Source organism: Bacillus sp. AK25 (assembly GCF_048270685.1).
In the GTDB taxonomy this organism is placed as follows: domain Bacteria; phylum Bacillota; class Bacilli; order Bacillales; family Bacillaceae; genus Bacillus; species Bacillus altitudinis.
Window position 1 is genome coordinate 2930194 of sequence record NZ_JBLUWC010000001.1, and the last position, 15447, is coordinate 2945640.

Sequence of the window (15447 nt, forward strand, 5' to 3'; positions counted from 1 at the left end):
ACGTTGAGGGAGTCCAAATGTTAGCAAATTGAGACAACCCTCCAAACATCAATTATAAATGAAGAAAATGAGGGTTACAATTCACGGAAACACTGATCCCTTGCGGTTAAGACGTGTGATGAGTCCATTCTTCACACACACACACATACTTGATGGCCTGCCGGTAAAAAGTAAACGCAATGTGCAGACTACCATCTTTTCCTTCTGTGATGGATGGATAGGAATACTCTCGATTCAATTTGTCCTTTGAGTTGTTTGTCATGGCATATCCATCGCCAATTTCAAGGTTACGTCTGACGGGCCATGTCGCACCGTCATCCGTCGAGATGGCAAGTGTCATTGGCGCACGCGGTGTTCCCCAAAAGGCTGGACGCGCCTCTGTATCAACAGCCGTTCGTGTATCGCCTTCATCCTCAATTTCATCATACAAGGACGCTCTTCTTTCTGTTTGATCATCCGCGTTGATATGGTTATAAACGAGGGCAAGATGACCATTATGGAGCACCGTAAATTGAATGGATGAGTTATTGTTTGGCAGCTCTGTTGCTCTTGGCTCAGACCATGTCCGTCCATGATCCACTGAACGGCTCATATAAATCGAATCAGCAAACCGGCTTCTAAAGAGGGCAAGCAGGGAACCATCCGCACATTTTCCGATATTCATATGAACACAGCCAGTACTGTTGGGCACAGTGACCTCTTCCCAGGTCTTCCCTTGATCTGAGGAAATCTTCACAGCACTGACATCACGGTTTCCTGTCCATTTTACACCAGGAATCGTTTTACAATAGAACACCGGAAGGAGCCAATCATCATTATCCAATACAACAATAGGCTGTCGTATAAACGTCCCCGGCTGATCAAATAAAGTACCAATCTCTCCCCAAGTCTCTCCTCTATCCTCCGATAAACGATATCTCACAAGAGCTGTATCTTGATTGCCAGAAAGTTGTGCGGTATAAAGCAGCCACAGCCTGCCATCTTTCTCTTGAAAAAGAACTGGATTTTGTTCAGATCTTGTAGAATCATCAGACAGCTTCACAGCCTTCGTCCATTGATTACTTCCTTGCTTGAGCCTTGACATATAGATAGAGATATCAGGAATTCCTTCTTGCGTACCGCCAAACCATACACACAGCAAATCTCCATTATCCAGCTCGATGAGATTAGCCGCATGGTTTTGCACGCAATCTGTTGGTAGAAAGGCTTCTTTTCTTGCTGCGTCTTGTTCATTTTGTCGCAATTTTCCATCTATTTTGATCATGATGTCTTCATTTGTCATCATAATTCTCCTTTCAATGATTGATCCTTTTTAGCTGGCGGGCTGATCCATCGATCCATCACCAGAACTAGGAAAGGAATGATAATGGCCACATACATATTATCGATTCCAAATGGATTATCGAGTAAATACCACACCGTCGTGGCGATGCCTGAAGCGGCAAGACCAATGGTTGCTCCTCTATTTGAATTAAAGTATGGCAAGTAAAAGCCCATTGCTGCTACAACTGCAATCGATGTTCGAAGTGCTCGTGTAAAAAAGGAAAGTGACAGCAACTCTGGTGCAAGTGCGACCCCCACAAGCGGCACAATCCCAACCATGACAGCTACATACCGAGTCACCTTCATACGCTGCTCTGGTGATGGTTTCTTTTTCGGTACATAAAAGTCATCAATAATCAACGTGGTTGTAGCAAGTGCAACCGTCGAGACACCAACAAAAATGGATGCGACAAGCGATGTTGCCACAATAGCGCTCAAAATCGGATTCATATGCTGTAAAAAGACAGGGAAAGCATAAATAGGGTCAATGTCTGGATACAAATAACGGGCTGAGACACCGATGATCCCGATCGCAATGGCAAGCGGCAAACAAAGGAGTGCTGCATACAGGGTCGATTTTTTCGCTTCTCGCTCACTTTTCGACGAGGTGATCGCTTGAATGATAAACTGCGTCGCAAAAATGGCCCCCATGTTTCCTATAAACCAAGCTCCAATCGTTCCCCAACCGATGGTCCCATCCCATGTAAAGAAATGGTCGGGTAATGTTTGTTTCATTGGCTCAAAGCCTTTTGTTAAATAAAGGGCTACCCCTAGTGTAATTAAAATCCCCGCATACTTCACAATTGAATGAAGGATCGTGACCCATGCAACCCCCTTCATTCCTCCGAAAGTAAAATAAAATGTACTCACAACCGCCGTGATGATGGCACAGGTCATTAAAGGAAGGCCAAGAATGGATGCAATGGCAGCTGAACCACTTAAATAGTTTCCTAGATTCACTAAGAGCAGGGCTGCAATCATAATGACAGAGACAACAAGCTTTGTTGATTTCCCAAATTTTTGATCAATAATACCTGAAATCGTGTATTGTCCTGTTCGATAAAACTTTCCCACTAAGAAAAAGGAAAAAATAAAAAAGGCAATAGCAACTGTGATAATAGACCATGAAGCGGAAAGCCCATGTGTAAAAGCAGATTCAGCTGTTCCGACAGTTGACTTCGTCCCAATGAATTCACTCATTAACAAAATACCGACCACAATAGCTGGAAGTGACTTAGCGGCATTGTTAAATTCTGAGTTAGACTTACTGCGGAAACGCATCGTCAGCCAGGTCGTAAACAGAATATAGAGAATAATGACGATTAAAATAAATGTGATGACAGAACTGCTTAAGACATTCACTTAAAATCCCCCTTTGTGTGCAAGCCGTATGAAGCAACTTCTCATGTCCCATCCCAGTGACGTATGAAGTGTTAAACGTGGAGCAGTTTCATGTAGATCTGTTCAATATCAGAGACAGACATCGGCTTCGGGTTGTTATCCATTAATCTTTTCACCTCCGAAGCAGCTTCAGCAAGTGCCGGCACATCTTCTTTTGACACACCGAAGGCTTTGAGTTGTTGAGGAATGTGTAAATCCGCTGTCCACACTTCAATTTGACGAATCACTTGCTCTGCAAGCGTATGCTTTGAGCCTTTCTCTTCGATCCCTATCACTCTAGCAATATCTTCAAGACAATCTTTGATATGGTCTGCATTAAACGCCGTAACATGAGGAAGCAGCATGGAATTAGCGACACCGTGTGAAATCTTGTATTTCCCCCCTAACGGATAAGCCATTGCATGAACAGCAGCGGTTCCAGCACTTGTGAGCGCCATCCCGCCATACATGGCACCAACCAGCATATCTTCCCTTGCTGTCATGTTATCCCCGTGATGATAGGCCTCCTGAATACTTCCTGAAATGAGCCTCATCGATTCGAGTGCAAACATATCACTAAATGGATTGGCTTTATTTGAAATATACGATTCAAGCGCATGCGTAAAAGCATCCATCCCTGTAGCTGCGGTAATGGCTTTTGGCAATTTGAGTGTCAGTGCGGGATCTAAGATCACAAGATCAGGCAAAAGGTATGGGCTGACCATGCCAATTTTTAATTCTTTTTCCGGAAAGGTAACAATCGCGTTTGGTGTCACTTCTGATCCCGTACCTGAGGTTGTTGGAATGAGAATCGTTGGAACTCCTCTTTTTTTAACAAGGTTCGTGCCAACGAGATCAGAAATTGGCTGATCATTCGTCTTTAGAACAGCTAATATTTTAGCCGCATCCAGCACACTCCCGCCACCAATCCCAATAATGGCTTCATGCTCCCCTTTTAAAAATATCTGGAATACGTCCTCGATATTTTCTTCCGTTGGTTCAGGCTTAATCTCTGTGCTGATCTCACTCGCAATCCCTTTTTTTGCAAGTTCTGTTTTGATTTGATCTGCGTAACCAAGAGATACGATGGATGGCTGCGTTAAAATAAAGATCGATCTCAACTTACTTAGTCCTAATAGCTCTAGTTTCTCCCCAAGGAGCTCTAGAGAGTGGGCGCCAGAAACAATGTGTGATGCCGTTTGAAAGTGATAATGTGATATTGTCATCTCTTCACGACTCCTTTGCTGCTTTTGCTTGTATCCGATAATTCTCCATCATGTTCGCCACAGCTTCTAAAGCCTCGCCGGATAATGCTTTGACCGGGCTTTTTGGCGGACCTACAGGAATCCCTGAAAGTTCAGCTGCTTTTTTCAAAGGTGCTGGTAACGTTCCTAATGTGAATGTCGCTCTTAACGGCTGCAGCTGCTGCTGACATTGCTCACTTTGGTCAAGATTTCCTTGCTGAAACGATTCATAAATGCCAACGACGGTTTTGGGAAGCACATTTGCCGTTGCCGCCACTGCACCTGTTCCGCCTAACTTCAATGTCTCTAAAATGAGGGAATCCGTTCCTGCAAGCACGACAAACTCTTCATCCTTTGTGACATCGAGATACGCTTTGATATTGGCAATATCTCCACTACTGTCTTTAATACCTAACACATTCGGTAGGACGCTGAGCCTTGCAACCGTCTCTGGCGCAAGTGACACACCTGTTCTTGATGGAATGTTATAAAGTAAGATGGGGATGGTCACATTTTCTGAAATATCACGAAAATGCTCATACAGCTCCTCTTGTGATGGCGCAACAAAATAAGGGGTGATAACCGACAAGACATCTACGCCTAAATCTGCGAACTTGTTTGACAGCTTAATGGTTGCATCAGTGCTATTCTCACCTGCTCCCATGTATACAGGCACCCTGCCGCCCGCAGCCTTTACAACAGTTTCAGCAATTTGAAGCTTTTCTTCCTCTGAAAACAAATGAAATTCGCCGTTTGTCCCTAAAGCAAAGATGCCGTGCACACCTGAGTCGATTAAATGATCAATAAGTTGCTTTGTCACTTCTGGATGAAAATGCTCTTCTTCTGTAAGCGGTGTCAAAATAGCTGGAATGATTCCTTGAATGTTCAAATGATCCTCCCCTTCCGATTGTTGCATTTTTAAACAATTAATTATTAAAACGCTTTCATTATTCTTATTATAAAAGCAATATGATTTATTTAGCAACATATTTTTCGTTTTTTTCAAATATTCAGTGGATGACATAAGTAGATGTTGATGTTTTCAACAAAAAAGTGAACCAGCCGGTTCACTTTTTCATTGCATTTAATGTATGAAGAAGATGCTTCACTTTCAGTCTGACTCTTTCATGTAAATGAGCAGTATGCTCCTTTTCTTCTGCATTGGCAGCAGCGATACAAAGATGATGTACCTGGATACTTATCTCTTGTTTGATGAAGTGCATCAGCTCGCCCATTAGCTGGACAGACGCACCATCTGATATCGTTCCTTTCAGCACAAGCCAAACGGACAGCTCTCCTTCTTGATGCATCCCATAAAGAAGGACATCTTCCTCGTCATCTTCAGCGGCGTATTGCTTCGGCCCATCAGATTGACCAAGAAAGAAGTACCCTTCCTCATCATCCAGCATGTCATGGAGTGCTTCAGTTCCCGTTCCAAGGGACCGTGTCCAAAAGAAACCCCCACTTTTCTCATGTGATGAAAGGATACGCAATGGCTGATGAGTAGAAAATGTCATTCCGTTTGCGCCATATGTTTTCCACCCATCTGCTAAGTTCAACCTTGAATGTTCAGAGATGGACGCAGGTTCAATTACCAGCTGAGGGTTTGCCCGCAGTGGATGTTGGAGAGGTGTTACATTTGTTTCATACACCCGGTTCACCCGTTCGGTGGTCAACACATGATGCGGTTCTCCCAGCATGTCCGTCTTTCCTTCATTCAGCAAAAGCAAACGGTCACAATACAAGCTGGCAATGTTCACATCATGAAACACACCGATCACCGTTAAGTTAGAGGAAGTGGTCTCTTGTTTAATCAAATCGAGTAACTCTTTTTGATAAGCTAAATCAAGAAAACTGGTTGGTTCATCCAGCAATAAATAGTCAGGGCACTGAGCCAGCGCTTGAGCTAAGTAAACCCGCTGCTGTTCTCCACCGCTTAACTCATGGATGGATTGATTCTTAAATTGAGCAATATCTGTTTGGTCCATCACCTTGCTGACAATCTCGATATCTCCTTTTGTAACAGATTGTAGCCACCCTTTCTGATAGGGATAACGCCCAAACTGGACCGTTTCTTCCACTGTAAATGAAAAGGCTTGATCGGTCTTCTGGGGGAGAACCGCCAATTTTTGCGCAAGTGCCTTTGCCCGGTAGGATTGAACTGGATGACCACTTAGTGTTACTTGGCCGCTCTCAGGTGCTAAAATACCTGCGATCATTTTAAGCAGTGTCGTCTTACCGCTCCCATTTGGACCAAGAATGCCGAGGAATTCCCCTCGCTCCACTTCAAAACTCACGCCGTGAATGACCTCTTTTTCACCATATCCTCCTCTAACTTCCTTCACTTGAATCATAGATGCGTCCCTCCTCTATATCTGCGGATGAGGATGATGCCAAAGACAGGAGCACCAATTAACGCCGTAATGATGCCAATAGGCAATTCAGTCGGTTCAATGATCGTACGGGAGAGCACATCTGCTAAAACGAGAAAGGAAGCACCATTCAGCATCGACAAAGGCAGCAAATGACGATGATCCGTAATGGATAAAAGACGGATAAAATGTGGAATCACCAGTCCTACAAATCCGATCGTTCCTGACACAGCCACCGCACTGCCAGTCAGAATCGAACCAGCAAGCAACACCACATATTTGCTCCGTTTCACATGCACCCCTAACAGTTTTGCCTTTTCTTCGCCATATGTCATCACATTTAAATCTCTTCCCATCAAGATCAGTGCAAATGTACCAATGAGGAAAAAAGGAAGGAAAAGAGCAATATATCGCCAACCTCTCATAGACACACTGCCTAGAAGCCAATGAATAATCTCTTTTAAATCATCACCTGTTAACGCAATCATTAATGAAATGAGGGCTCCTAAAAAAGAGCTAAAGATGACCCCCGTCAAAATTAAAGAAGAAATGCTCATTCCTCGGTGAACCATACGGGCAAAAAAGAGGACGAGACATAGTGTGACAAGCGCTGTTGTCATACTCAAAAAAGGCAGTGTAAAACTGCCAAGCAAGGGAAACTGCAAACTGAAAAACAATGTGGCTACAGCCCCCACAGATGCCCCTTGAGATACCCCAAGTGTATAAGGGTCAGCGAGAGGATTTTTTAATAAACCTTGAAAGGCTGCACCAGATAACGCCAGAGCTGCTCCGACTAACGCCGCTAATATCACTCTCGGCAGCCGGATATTCATCATAATATTGCGGTCAATTGGATCAATCGTTCCGGCCTGAATTCCAAATACTTCATGAACAAAGATCCGAAGTATAGAAGGAATGGGAACCCCTAAGCTGCCAAATGAGATTCCCATTCCAATGCTCACGACAAGAAGTAAAGCGCTTGCTGTGTATGCGATGATGATTTTATTTGAACGTGTCAGGATAGATGCTTTTCGCAAGAGCCTCCACTCCTTCAACCAATCGCGGTCCCGGTCGTGATGCCAGATCCGTATTCAATTGAAAGACTTGTTTTTCTTTGACTGCTTTGACCGCCTTCCAGCCGTCTCTTTTTTTCAGATCAGCTAAACTTGCGCCATCAATCGTAACGATGGCATCAGGATTTCGTTTAATAATTGATTCTTCCGTCATTTGCACCCAGCCTGTTTGGTCGCCAGCAGCATTTTTTGCATGAATGACAGACAACATTTCGTCCATAAACGTTTGTTTACCTGTTGTATAAATTTCAGGCGCACCTGATACTTCGACAAAAACTGTTTTTTGTTTGTCTTTGGAGATGGATTCTGCTTGTTTTTTGATGTCATTCAGTTTTGATTTCATCTCATCTACAAGCTTCGTTGATGCCTCTTTTACGCCAGCTGCTTCACCAATCATATGGATAGACTTATACACATCTTTGAAAGAGGCTGCATCATTAACAGTCAGCACTTGAATACCTGCATCTTCAAGCTGTTTAAATCCGTCTTTTGAGCTCATTTGTGATGCATGTGCTAAGACAAGATCAGGTTTTAAGGAAATAACCTTCTCTACATTGAAATCAAGACCGCCAATCTTCTCGACCTTTTCTACTTCCTTTGGATAGTTGTCAAAGTCTGATCTACCAACGATTTTATCTCCAAGACCAAGGGCATAGGCAACCTCTGTATTACTTGGAATTAACGAAACAATTCGTTTAGGCTGTTCTTTGATTTCAACTGTTTTACCAGCTGCATCTTTGATGGATACAGGAAATGCCGCAGCCGCTGTCTCTTTAGGCTTTGAACTGTTTGTTTTTTGGTCCGTTTCCGCACCTGCACACCCTGCTAAAACACCGATCACAAGTAACAATGATAGCCAAATACCAGTTAACTTCTTCATCAATAAACCCCCTGCTTTATGTACTGCTTGACGTCATCTCTTTCGTCAATTCTTTTCTAATTTCGGGAATATTATACTACAGTGCAGATAGGTTGTATATGTGATTCCGAATACGTCTTGTCTGTCCTTATAAAAGAAAAACAGCCTTTGACGTGGCTGTTTTCACTTCCGCTATTGGTTGATATGTTCACCATTAATGACAACTTTCTGAAATGAAGGAGATACTGCATGTTCTAATGAAAGAGGGTACGTGACATCGTCAATGACACAGTCTTTCATTTTAAAGTGTGTGACCGGGGAATGTGAGTATGCGGCGATCTTGACACCATATCGCCCTCCGCTGCTTTTTAACCCTTCTACTTCAATATGACGAACTACAGGCCTATGCGGACCGGCATCCCCTTCCTCATACATCATGTCGATACAGACCACCTCATGCTTTAAGCTTTTCACTAGATTGTTTTTAAAATAGATGTGTTCAATGGTACCGCCCCTGACAGAGTTGGTCTTAATGCGCAATGCCCTGTCGAGGTTCGGACTGTCCATGACATTATCCTCTGCATATACATACTTGACGCCTCCAGAGATTTCACTCCCGATCGTTACTCCGCCATGACCATCACGCATCGTATTTCTACGAATGACGATGTTTTCAGATGGAACACCGATTCTCCGGCCGTCCTCATTTCTGCCCGATTTAATCGCAATACAATCATCGCCATTATCAAAATAACAATCTTCAATGAGCACATGTCGGCACGACTCTGGATTCACACCATCTGTATTTGGGCCATGACCGATGATATTCACCCCGCGGACGATGACGTTTTCACTTAACACCGGATGGACTTGCCACATCGGTGAATCCTTTACGGTTACTCCTTCAATGAGAATGTTTTGGCAATTGTATGGCTGGATAAAGCTTGATCTTAAATAATGTCCTTCGCCAAACACTCTTTCTTCCACTGGTATTCTTTTTTCAGCCATTTCAAAAAGAAGCTGACGATCCCGATCTTGAGAGGGTTGACCATTTGTTCCATACTTCCAAGGCCACCAGTGGTGTTCATCCCCTCTCCCGTCCAGCGTGCCTGCTCCTGTAATCGCGATGTTTTCTGCATGATGGGCATAAATAAGTGGTGAATAATTATAGAGCTCAATGCCTTCATATCTTGTTAGAACAAGCGGGAGATAATCACGTGTATCTTGGCTAAAGGCCACATAGGCGTTTTCATGAAGATGAAGCTCTACATTGCTTTTCAATTCTAAAGCGCCTGTCAAAAATGTCCCTTCAGGAATCAGCACACGCCCTCCTTTCAAACGATGTGCATCATCGATGGCAGACTGAATAGCATTTGTCGAAAGCTCTATCCCTTTGTTATCTGCACCATAATGAATGACATTGAATTCACGATCTGGGAACTTTGGTGCTTTTATCTGCTTTAACACCTGATCTATGCCATTTGTTTCTTTGTCTTTTTTCCCTTGCTTTGCTAAACGTGCGAGTCCAATTCCTGTTAGTACTGTTCCTGCTGTCACATACATCAAATTCCGTTTTTTAGACATTTCCTTATCCCCCAGACGCCTTAAAGTGTCACACCTGTTTTAAAAATAGCCAACTCTCTAAAATTGTTTTTTTCATGATTTAACAGCTTTCCACTCGCCACATCAATCACCGTGGCAATGAATTTCTCTAGCACCACATCTTCTGGTACATCTTCAAGCAATTCCCCCGCATTAAAGTCGATCCAATGTTTTTTTGTTTCATATAAAGCGGTATTGGTCGATACCTTCATCGTTGGAACAAATGTGCCAAACGGTGTGCCTCTGCCTGTTGTAAAGAGGACGAGCTGACAGCCAGACGCTGCGAGAGCAGATGAAGCAACCAAATCATTCCCAGGCGCACTTAATAAATTCAATCCTTTTCGTTTTAGCAGCTCCCCGTATGTTAAAACATCCTTTATAACGGAAGTACCCGCTTTTTGTGTGCAGCCGAGTGATTTATCTTCTAATGTCGAAATTCCTCCTGCTTTATTTCCCGGGGAAGGATTTTCATATACTGGCTGTCGATGATCCATAAAGTATTGTTTAAAATCATTGATCATCTGCACAATATTGTCGAATGTCGCTTTTGATTCCGCTCTCTCCATTAAGATCGTTTCAGCCCCGAACATTTCCGGCACTTCTGTTAAGACGGTGGTCCCTCCTTGAGCCACAATAAAATCGGACAGTCTGCCTAAAAGTGGATTTGCGGTAATGCCTGAAAACCCATCTGATCCTCCGCATTTCAAGCCAATTTTCAGCTCAGATAACGGAATGTCTTCACGCTGATCTTCTTTCGCTGCGTCATAAATTTCCTTGAGCAAAGCAACACCTGTCTCAATCTCATCCCCTACTTCTTGGCTTCTTAAAAATTTCACCCTCGTCTGGTCATACTCCCCTAATGTAGCTTTAAAATCCTCAATGTCATTGTTTTCACAGCCGAGACCTAGAACGAGAACCCCTCCAGCATTTGGGTGCTTTACGGCATTTTGAAGAATGGTTTTTGTGTTTTCATGATCATCCCCAAGCTGTGAGCACCCATAATTGTGCTTTAATACGAGAGCCGTTTCAAAAGGATGGATGTCTCCACCCATTTCAGCGGTAAATATTTGAATGATTTGATCGGCAATGCCATTGACACACCCAACTGTTGGGACAATCCAAAGCTCATTTCGTATACCACTTGCGCCATTTTTTCTTTTATACCCTTTGAATGTCAGATTCGTTTTTTCATAGGGGTTTTCTGTTAAAGAAGGTCGGTATTCGTAATCGAGCTTACCTGATAAATTCGTTTTGATATTGTGCGTATGCACCCATTCTCCAGCAGAAATCTTAGTGGCTGCATGACCAATGGGGTAGCCATATTTGATGATATTCTCTTTTTCTTTGATCTCAACCAATGCAAATTTATGACCTTTAGCAACGGTTTCTTTTAAAATGATTGTATGACCTTGGTGCTGAAGCTCTTCGCCTTGCTCAAGCACTTTTAAAGCGATACCAACATTATCTGAAGGATGAATCACAACAAAGTCCCTCATGCCTTCTCCCCCTGACTTTCATATTGAAGTATTTGGTGAACAGCAGCTCTCATGCCATTTTCATGTATGCAGGTGAGTTGCTCGGCTACTGCATCCTTCAGCCCTACGATCTTCGTCAAATCCATCCCCCATAAAACTTCGTTTGAAAGAAGTTGATCGACCCTTAATTCATAGGAATGGTCCACTTCCTCCCATGCTTCCTTCATGAATGTCATCACAGACTCATCATCCTTTATTTGATCTGCATGGACTTGATAAAAATAAATCAAACTGCTCAGTGAGAACATAAGCTTCGTAGGCAACTGTTTTTTTAGCTCTATATAATCTAGAAGAGACGGGAGAATACGCGCCCGAAATTTAGATACACCATTTAAGGCAATATCGAGTAATTGATGTTTGACAAAAGGGTTGCAGAATCGATCCCAAACGGATTGTGTATAAAGAAGAAGCTCTTCTTCAGGAAGTGGCAAACTTGGTAGCACTTCCTCCTCAAGCATGCGGCGAATGAACACACCAACATGCTCATCATCCACCGCTTTTTTGACAGTATCCAAGCCACATGCATATGCAATCGGCACCATCGCTGTATGCGCACCGTTTAAAATGCGAACCTTGCTCATACGATAGGGAGCGATATCATCCACAAAAAGTACGTTTAACCCTGCTTCTTGAAAAGGAAGCTCTTTTTGAACAAACGCAGGTGCTTCAATGACAAACAGGTGATAATATTCTGCCGTGACAAGCAATTCATCGATATACCCCTCTTCTTTTTGAACAGTCTCCGCTGCTTTCTGAGAAAATCCTGGGACAATCCGATCAACTAACGTATTACAGAACGTGTTGGCTTCCTTGACCCAAGCCACAAAATCAGGCGGAAGATTCCACTCAGCTGCCATTGTGATCACATATTCTCTTAATCGATCACCGTTTTGTTCAATCAATTCACAAGGTAAAATGATCAAGCCCTTTTTCTCATCTCCAGAAAAAGCTTTGAAGCGGTGATACAAGAAGGCTGTCAGCTTTCCTGGAAAACTTACTTGCGGCCGATCTTCTAATCGGTCCTCTTTTCTTAACACAAGTCCTGCCTCTGTTGTATTAGAAAAGACAAAGCGCACATCAGGACTTTCCGCTACATGTAAAAAGGCTTCATAATCTGTATATGTGCTGATTCCCCTGCTGATGGATTGAATGACGATCCGTTCGTTCATTTCTTTTTGGTCATGAAATCCTTGAATACATAAAGTGTACAAACCATCTTGTTCATTTAGAGCAGTCACTGATCCTTTTCGAGGAGGAACAACCACTGCTCTTCCTTTAAAATCTGTACAGTCGTTTAGCTTCTGGATCTGCCAATTTATAAATCCCCGCATAAAGTTCCCTTCGCCAATTTGTAGAATGGTTTCAGGATATTCAGCCACTGGGTACACATCTTTGGATAATCGTCTCAAACGCTTTTCCTCCTCGCATTTTTGCACACGTGAACATTTTTATTTAAAAGATGCTGATTACTGCACCTTTTTTACTGAATCTCTAATCATCAGCTCTGTGTGGACATACACTTTTTCCAGATGATCGTCTTCTTGCTTTTCACCGTTGATGACTGAAAGAATGGCTTCTGCTCCAAGCGCACACATTTTTTCAATTGGCTTTTTGACTGTTGTAAGGGCAGGCGTTGTATAAGATGAAAATGAAATATCATCAAAACCAATAATAGAGAGATCATCAGGACACCTTTTACCTTTTGCAAACAATGCATTCATCGCACCAATCGCCATATCATCGTTTGAGCAAAAAAGGGCAGTTGGCGGAACATCAAGAGTGAGTAAGGCTTCCATTGATTCATAGCCGCTCTTCATATGATAGTCGCCTGTGATCATGTATTCTTTCTTCATGGGTACATGATGGTCAATGAGTGCTTGCAGAAAACCAGCTTTTCTTTCTTGTGTGGATTTAAATCCTTCTTTCCCTTCAATAATGGCAATTTGTTTATGCCCCTGCTGAATGAAATAGTGTGCAGCTTGGTATGCCCCTTCACCATCATCCGCTAATATATTCATCACTTGATTACTTTCTACACGGCGATTCAGTACAATAATGGGAATGCCCTGTTTTTTCACATGATGGATAAACGCTTCATCATGCTCGCTTTGGCTCATGAGCAAAATACCATCATACCGCTGTTTATGAATGGTTGTGTAATCATGAAAATCGTCAATTCCTCTTACAACCAAATGATAGTTTTCTGTTATCACACTGTTGACGCCTTTTAATGCATCAACAAAGAAACTTGAGGATGTGCCTTCTGTTAAACTCGTAAAAAACAGACCAATTGTAAATGATTTTTGCGAGACAAGGCCTCTGGCATGGACATTCGGTGAGTAATTCAGCTGTTTTGCAATCGACAAGATGTTTTGTTTTGTTTTCTCTTTAATAAAAGGACTGTTATTCAAAGCCCTTGATACTGTGGTATGAGAAACGTTTGCCAATTTTGCTATATCTTTGATTGTGACTGTCATGCTATTCCGCCTTTTATGATTTTTTATCATCTTATCATAAAAACGCTTTCATATTCTTGCTTTTTGTTCATATCATCTTGCTTTTATGCGATAGCTCATTTGCCCGTTCAAATTGAAAATACTGCTTTGCATTTTCATAGCTGATTCCTTTTACCATTCCCCCTAGCAAATTGAGATCATTAGGCGCTTCACCTTTTTCCACCCAATCTCCAATGATGTCACATAACAGTCTACGGAAATATTCATGTCTTGTGTAAGACAGGAAGCTTCGTGAATCTGTCAGCATCCCAATAAATCGGCTGATCAGTCCGATACTGGAAAGTGCCATCATCTGCTCTGTCATTCCCTGCTTTGTATCATTAAACCACCAAGCGGTTCCATGCTGCATTTTCCCAGGAGTCTTTCCATCTTGAAAACTTCCAGCTATCGTTGAAATCACCACATTGTCCCTTGGATTCAAGGAATAGAGGATGGTTTTTGGCAATGCATGTGCTTGTTCTAACCGATCTAATACGCGGCAAAGAGGTTTTGCAATGTCTTCATCATTCATTGCATCATATCCGGTATCTGGTCCAAGTCGCTTAAACATTTTCGAGTTGTTGTTTCTGAGCGCATTGATATGAAGCTGCATCGCCCATCCCCGCTGAGCATATGCCTGACCTAGTTCAATGAATGTGTGCGTTTTAAATTGAACCTTCTCCTTTTCCGTCAATGGATGTCCAGACATTCTTTTATGAAAAATGATCGTAGCTTCTTCTTCCGTCGTGTCTTCGTACGTCATTTCGTTGATGGCATGATCTGAAATCAAACAGCCCTGTTCATGAAAGAAATCGATTCGCATATGAAGTGCTTTTATGAAGTCTTGATAGGATTCAATCGGGATAGATGAAACCTCCGCCAGCTGATGAACATACTCGATAAACAAGTCATTTGTGACATCTAATGCCTTATCTGGCCGAAACCCAGGCAGCACTTGCACAGAAAAGCCTTCTTCCCGCAGTTGTTGGTGATAAATCAACGAATCAACCGGATCGTCTGTCGTCACAACCGTTTCAACATTTGATTTCACAATGAAATCTCTCGCACCAAATCCGTCTCCTTGCAACTTTTCATTTACTTTTTTCCAGATGATGTCTGCGCTTTCTTCATTCAAAAGTTCTTCGACATCAAAATATCGTCTTAGCTCTAGATGGGTCCAGTGATAGAGAGGATTTCCAATCGTCATCGGAACGGTTTTCGCCCATGCTAAAAATTTCTCATAATCTGAGGCATCTCCTGTGATATGTGTTTCAGGTATCCCATTTGCTCTCATGGCGCGCCATTTGTAATGATCTCCGTAAAGCCATGCTTCGGTTATATTTTGGAACGTTTTATTTTCATAGATTTCTTTTGGACTTAAATGACAATGGTAATCAATAATCGGAAGGTTCTTTGCAAACTCATGGTATAGCTTTTCCGCCGTTTGACTGTTTAATAAAAACTGCTCATCTAAAAAGGCTTTCATCAAACTCCCCCATCTCTTATAATGATGAAAATCAATTTGTTCACGTTAACAATTTTATTGTAATCGTTTACAAAATTG

12 protein-coding genes are annotated in these 15447 nt (G+C 42.5%); all 12 read right to left on the reverse strand.

Going from position 1 to position 15447, the window contains the following annotated elements; genetic code table 11:
* Positions 1-106: 106 nt before the first annotated feature.
* Positions 107-1282, reverse strand: a complete 1176-nt coding sequence (locus tag ACNO7B_RS15325) for a sialidase family protein (RefSeq protein ID WP_417901670.1) — start codon at positions 1280-1282, stop codon at positions 107-109.
* Complete coding sequence (locus tag ACNO7B_RS15330; RefSeq protein ID WP_065461051.1) at positions 1282-2685, reverse strand: sodium:solute symporter family protein; 1404 nt, start codon at positions 2683-2685, stop codon at positions 1282-1284. Before ACNO7B_RS15330 ends, ACNO7B_RS15325 begins: the two co-directional genes overlap by 1 nt.
* A gap of 71 nt (positions 2686-2756) precedes the next feature.
* Entirely contained in the window at positions 2757-3929 is a 1173-nt protein-coding gene (locus tag ACNO7B_RS15335) for an iron-containing alcohol dehydrogenase (RefSeq protein ID WP_417901671.1), read from the reverse strand.
* Between the two features lie 4 nt (positions 3930-3933).
* Entirely contained in the window at positions 3934-4836 is a 903-nt protein-coding gene (dapA, locus tag ACNO7B_RS15340) for a 4-hydroxy-tetrahydrodipicolinate synthase (protein WP_417901672.1), read from the reverse strand.
* A gap of 178 nt (positions 4837-5014) precedes the next feature.
* Positions 5015-6301: a heme ABC transporter ATP-binding protein gene (locus ACNO7B_RS15345; RefSeq protein WP_410684529.1), complete on the reverse strand. Its 1287-nt coding sequence runs from the start codon at positions 6299-6301 to the stop codon at positions 5015-5017.
* On the reverse strand, positions 6298-7356 hold the full coding sequence (locus ACNO7B_RS15350; RefSeq protein ID WP_417901673.1) for a FecCD family ABC transporter permease: 1059 nt from the start codon (positions 7354-7356) through the stop codon (positions 6298-6300). The genes ACNO7B_RS15345 and ACNO7B_RS15350 overlap by 4 nt, the downstream gene beginning before the upstream one ends.
* Positions 7322-8272, reverse strand: a complete 951-nt coding sequence (locus ACNO7B_RS15355; protein WP_417901674.1) for an ABC transporter substrate-binding protein — start codon at positions 8270-8272, stop codon at positions 7322-7324. Before ACNO7B_RS15355 ends, ACNO7B_RS15350 begins: the two co-directional genes overlap by 35 nt.
* Before the next feature lie 171 nt (positions 8273-8443).
* Positions 8444-9835: a glycoside hydrolase family 28 protein gene (locus tag ACNO7B_RS15360; RefSeq protein WP_417901675.1), complete on the reverse strand. Its 1392-nt coding sequence runs from the start codon at positions 9833-9835 to the stop codon at positions 8444-8446.
* A gap of 20 nt (positions 9836-9855) precedes the next feature.
* Positions 9856-11349, reverse strand: a complete 1494-nt coding sequence (locus ACNO7B_RS15365) for a UxaA family hydrolase (protein ID WP_268449746.1) — start codon at positions 11347-11349, stop codon at positions 9856-9858.
* Positions 11346-12797, reverse strand: coding sequence for a tagaturonate reductase (locus tag ACNO7B_RS15370; protein WP_417901676.1), 1452 nt, complete (start codon positions 12795-12797; stop codon positions 11346-11348). Before ACNO7B_RS15370 ends, ACNO7B_RS15365 begins: the two co-directional genes overlap by 4 nt.
* Positions 12798-12854: 57 nt before the next feature.
* A complete protein-coding gene (locus tag ACNO7B_RS15375) occupies positions 12855-13865 on the reverse strand; it encodes a substrate-binding domain-containing protein (RefSeq protein ID WP_125589660.1) in 1011 nt (336 codons plus the stop codon).
* 67 nt (positions 13866-13932) lie between these two features.
* A complete protein-coding gene (uxaC, locus tag ACNO7B_RS15380) occupies positions 13933-15369 on the reverse strand; it encodes a glucuronate isomerase (protein ID WP_125589658.1) in 1437 nt (478 codons plus the stop codon).
* Positions 15370-15447 lie beyond the last annotated feature (78 nt).

Excerpts from the sequence above, each read along its gene's own strand:
- ACNO7B_RS15325 (WP_417901670.1), bottom strand. The coding sequence starts at position 1,282 with ATGACAAATGAAGACATCATGATCAAAATAGATGGAAAATTGCGACAA.
- ACNO7B_RS15335 (WP_417901671.1), bottom strand. The coding sequence starts at position 3,929 with ATGACAATATCACATTATCACTTTCAAACGGCATCACACATTGTTTCT.
- ACNO7B_RS15345 (WP_410684529.1), bottom strand. The coding sequence starts at position 6,301 with ATGATTCAAGTGAAGGAAGTTAGAGGAGGATATGGTGAAAAAGAGGTC.
- ACNO7B_RS15355 (WP_417901674.1), bottom strand. The coding sequence starts at position 8,272 with ATGAAGAAGTTAACTGGTATTTGGCTATCATTGTTACTTGTGATCGGT.
- ACNO7B_RS15360 (WP_417901675.1), bottom strand. The coding sequence starts at position 9,835 with ATGTCTAAAAAACGGAATTTGATGTATGTGACAGCAGGAACAGTACTA.
- ACNO7B_RS15365 (WP_268449746.1), bottom strand. The coding sequence starts at position 11,349 with ATGAGGGACTTTGTTGTGATTCATCCTTCAGATAATGTTGGTATCGCT.
- ACNO7B_RS15375 (WP_125589660.1), bottom strand. The coding sequence starts at position 13,865 with ATGACAGTCACAATCAAAGATATAGCAAAATTGGCAAACGTTTCTCAT.
- uxaC (WP_125589658.1), bottom strand. The coding sequence starts at position 15,369 with ATGAAAGCCTTTTTAGATGAGCAGTTTTTATTAAACAGTCAAACGGCG.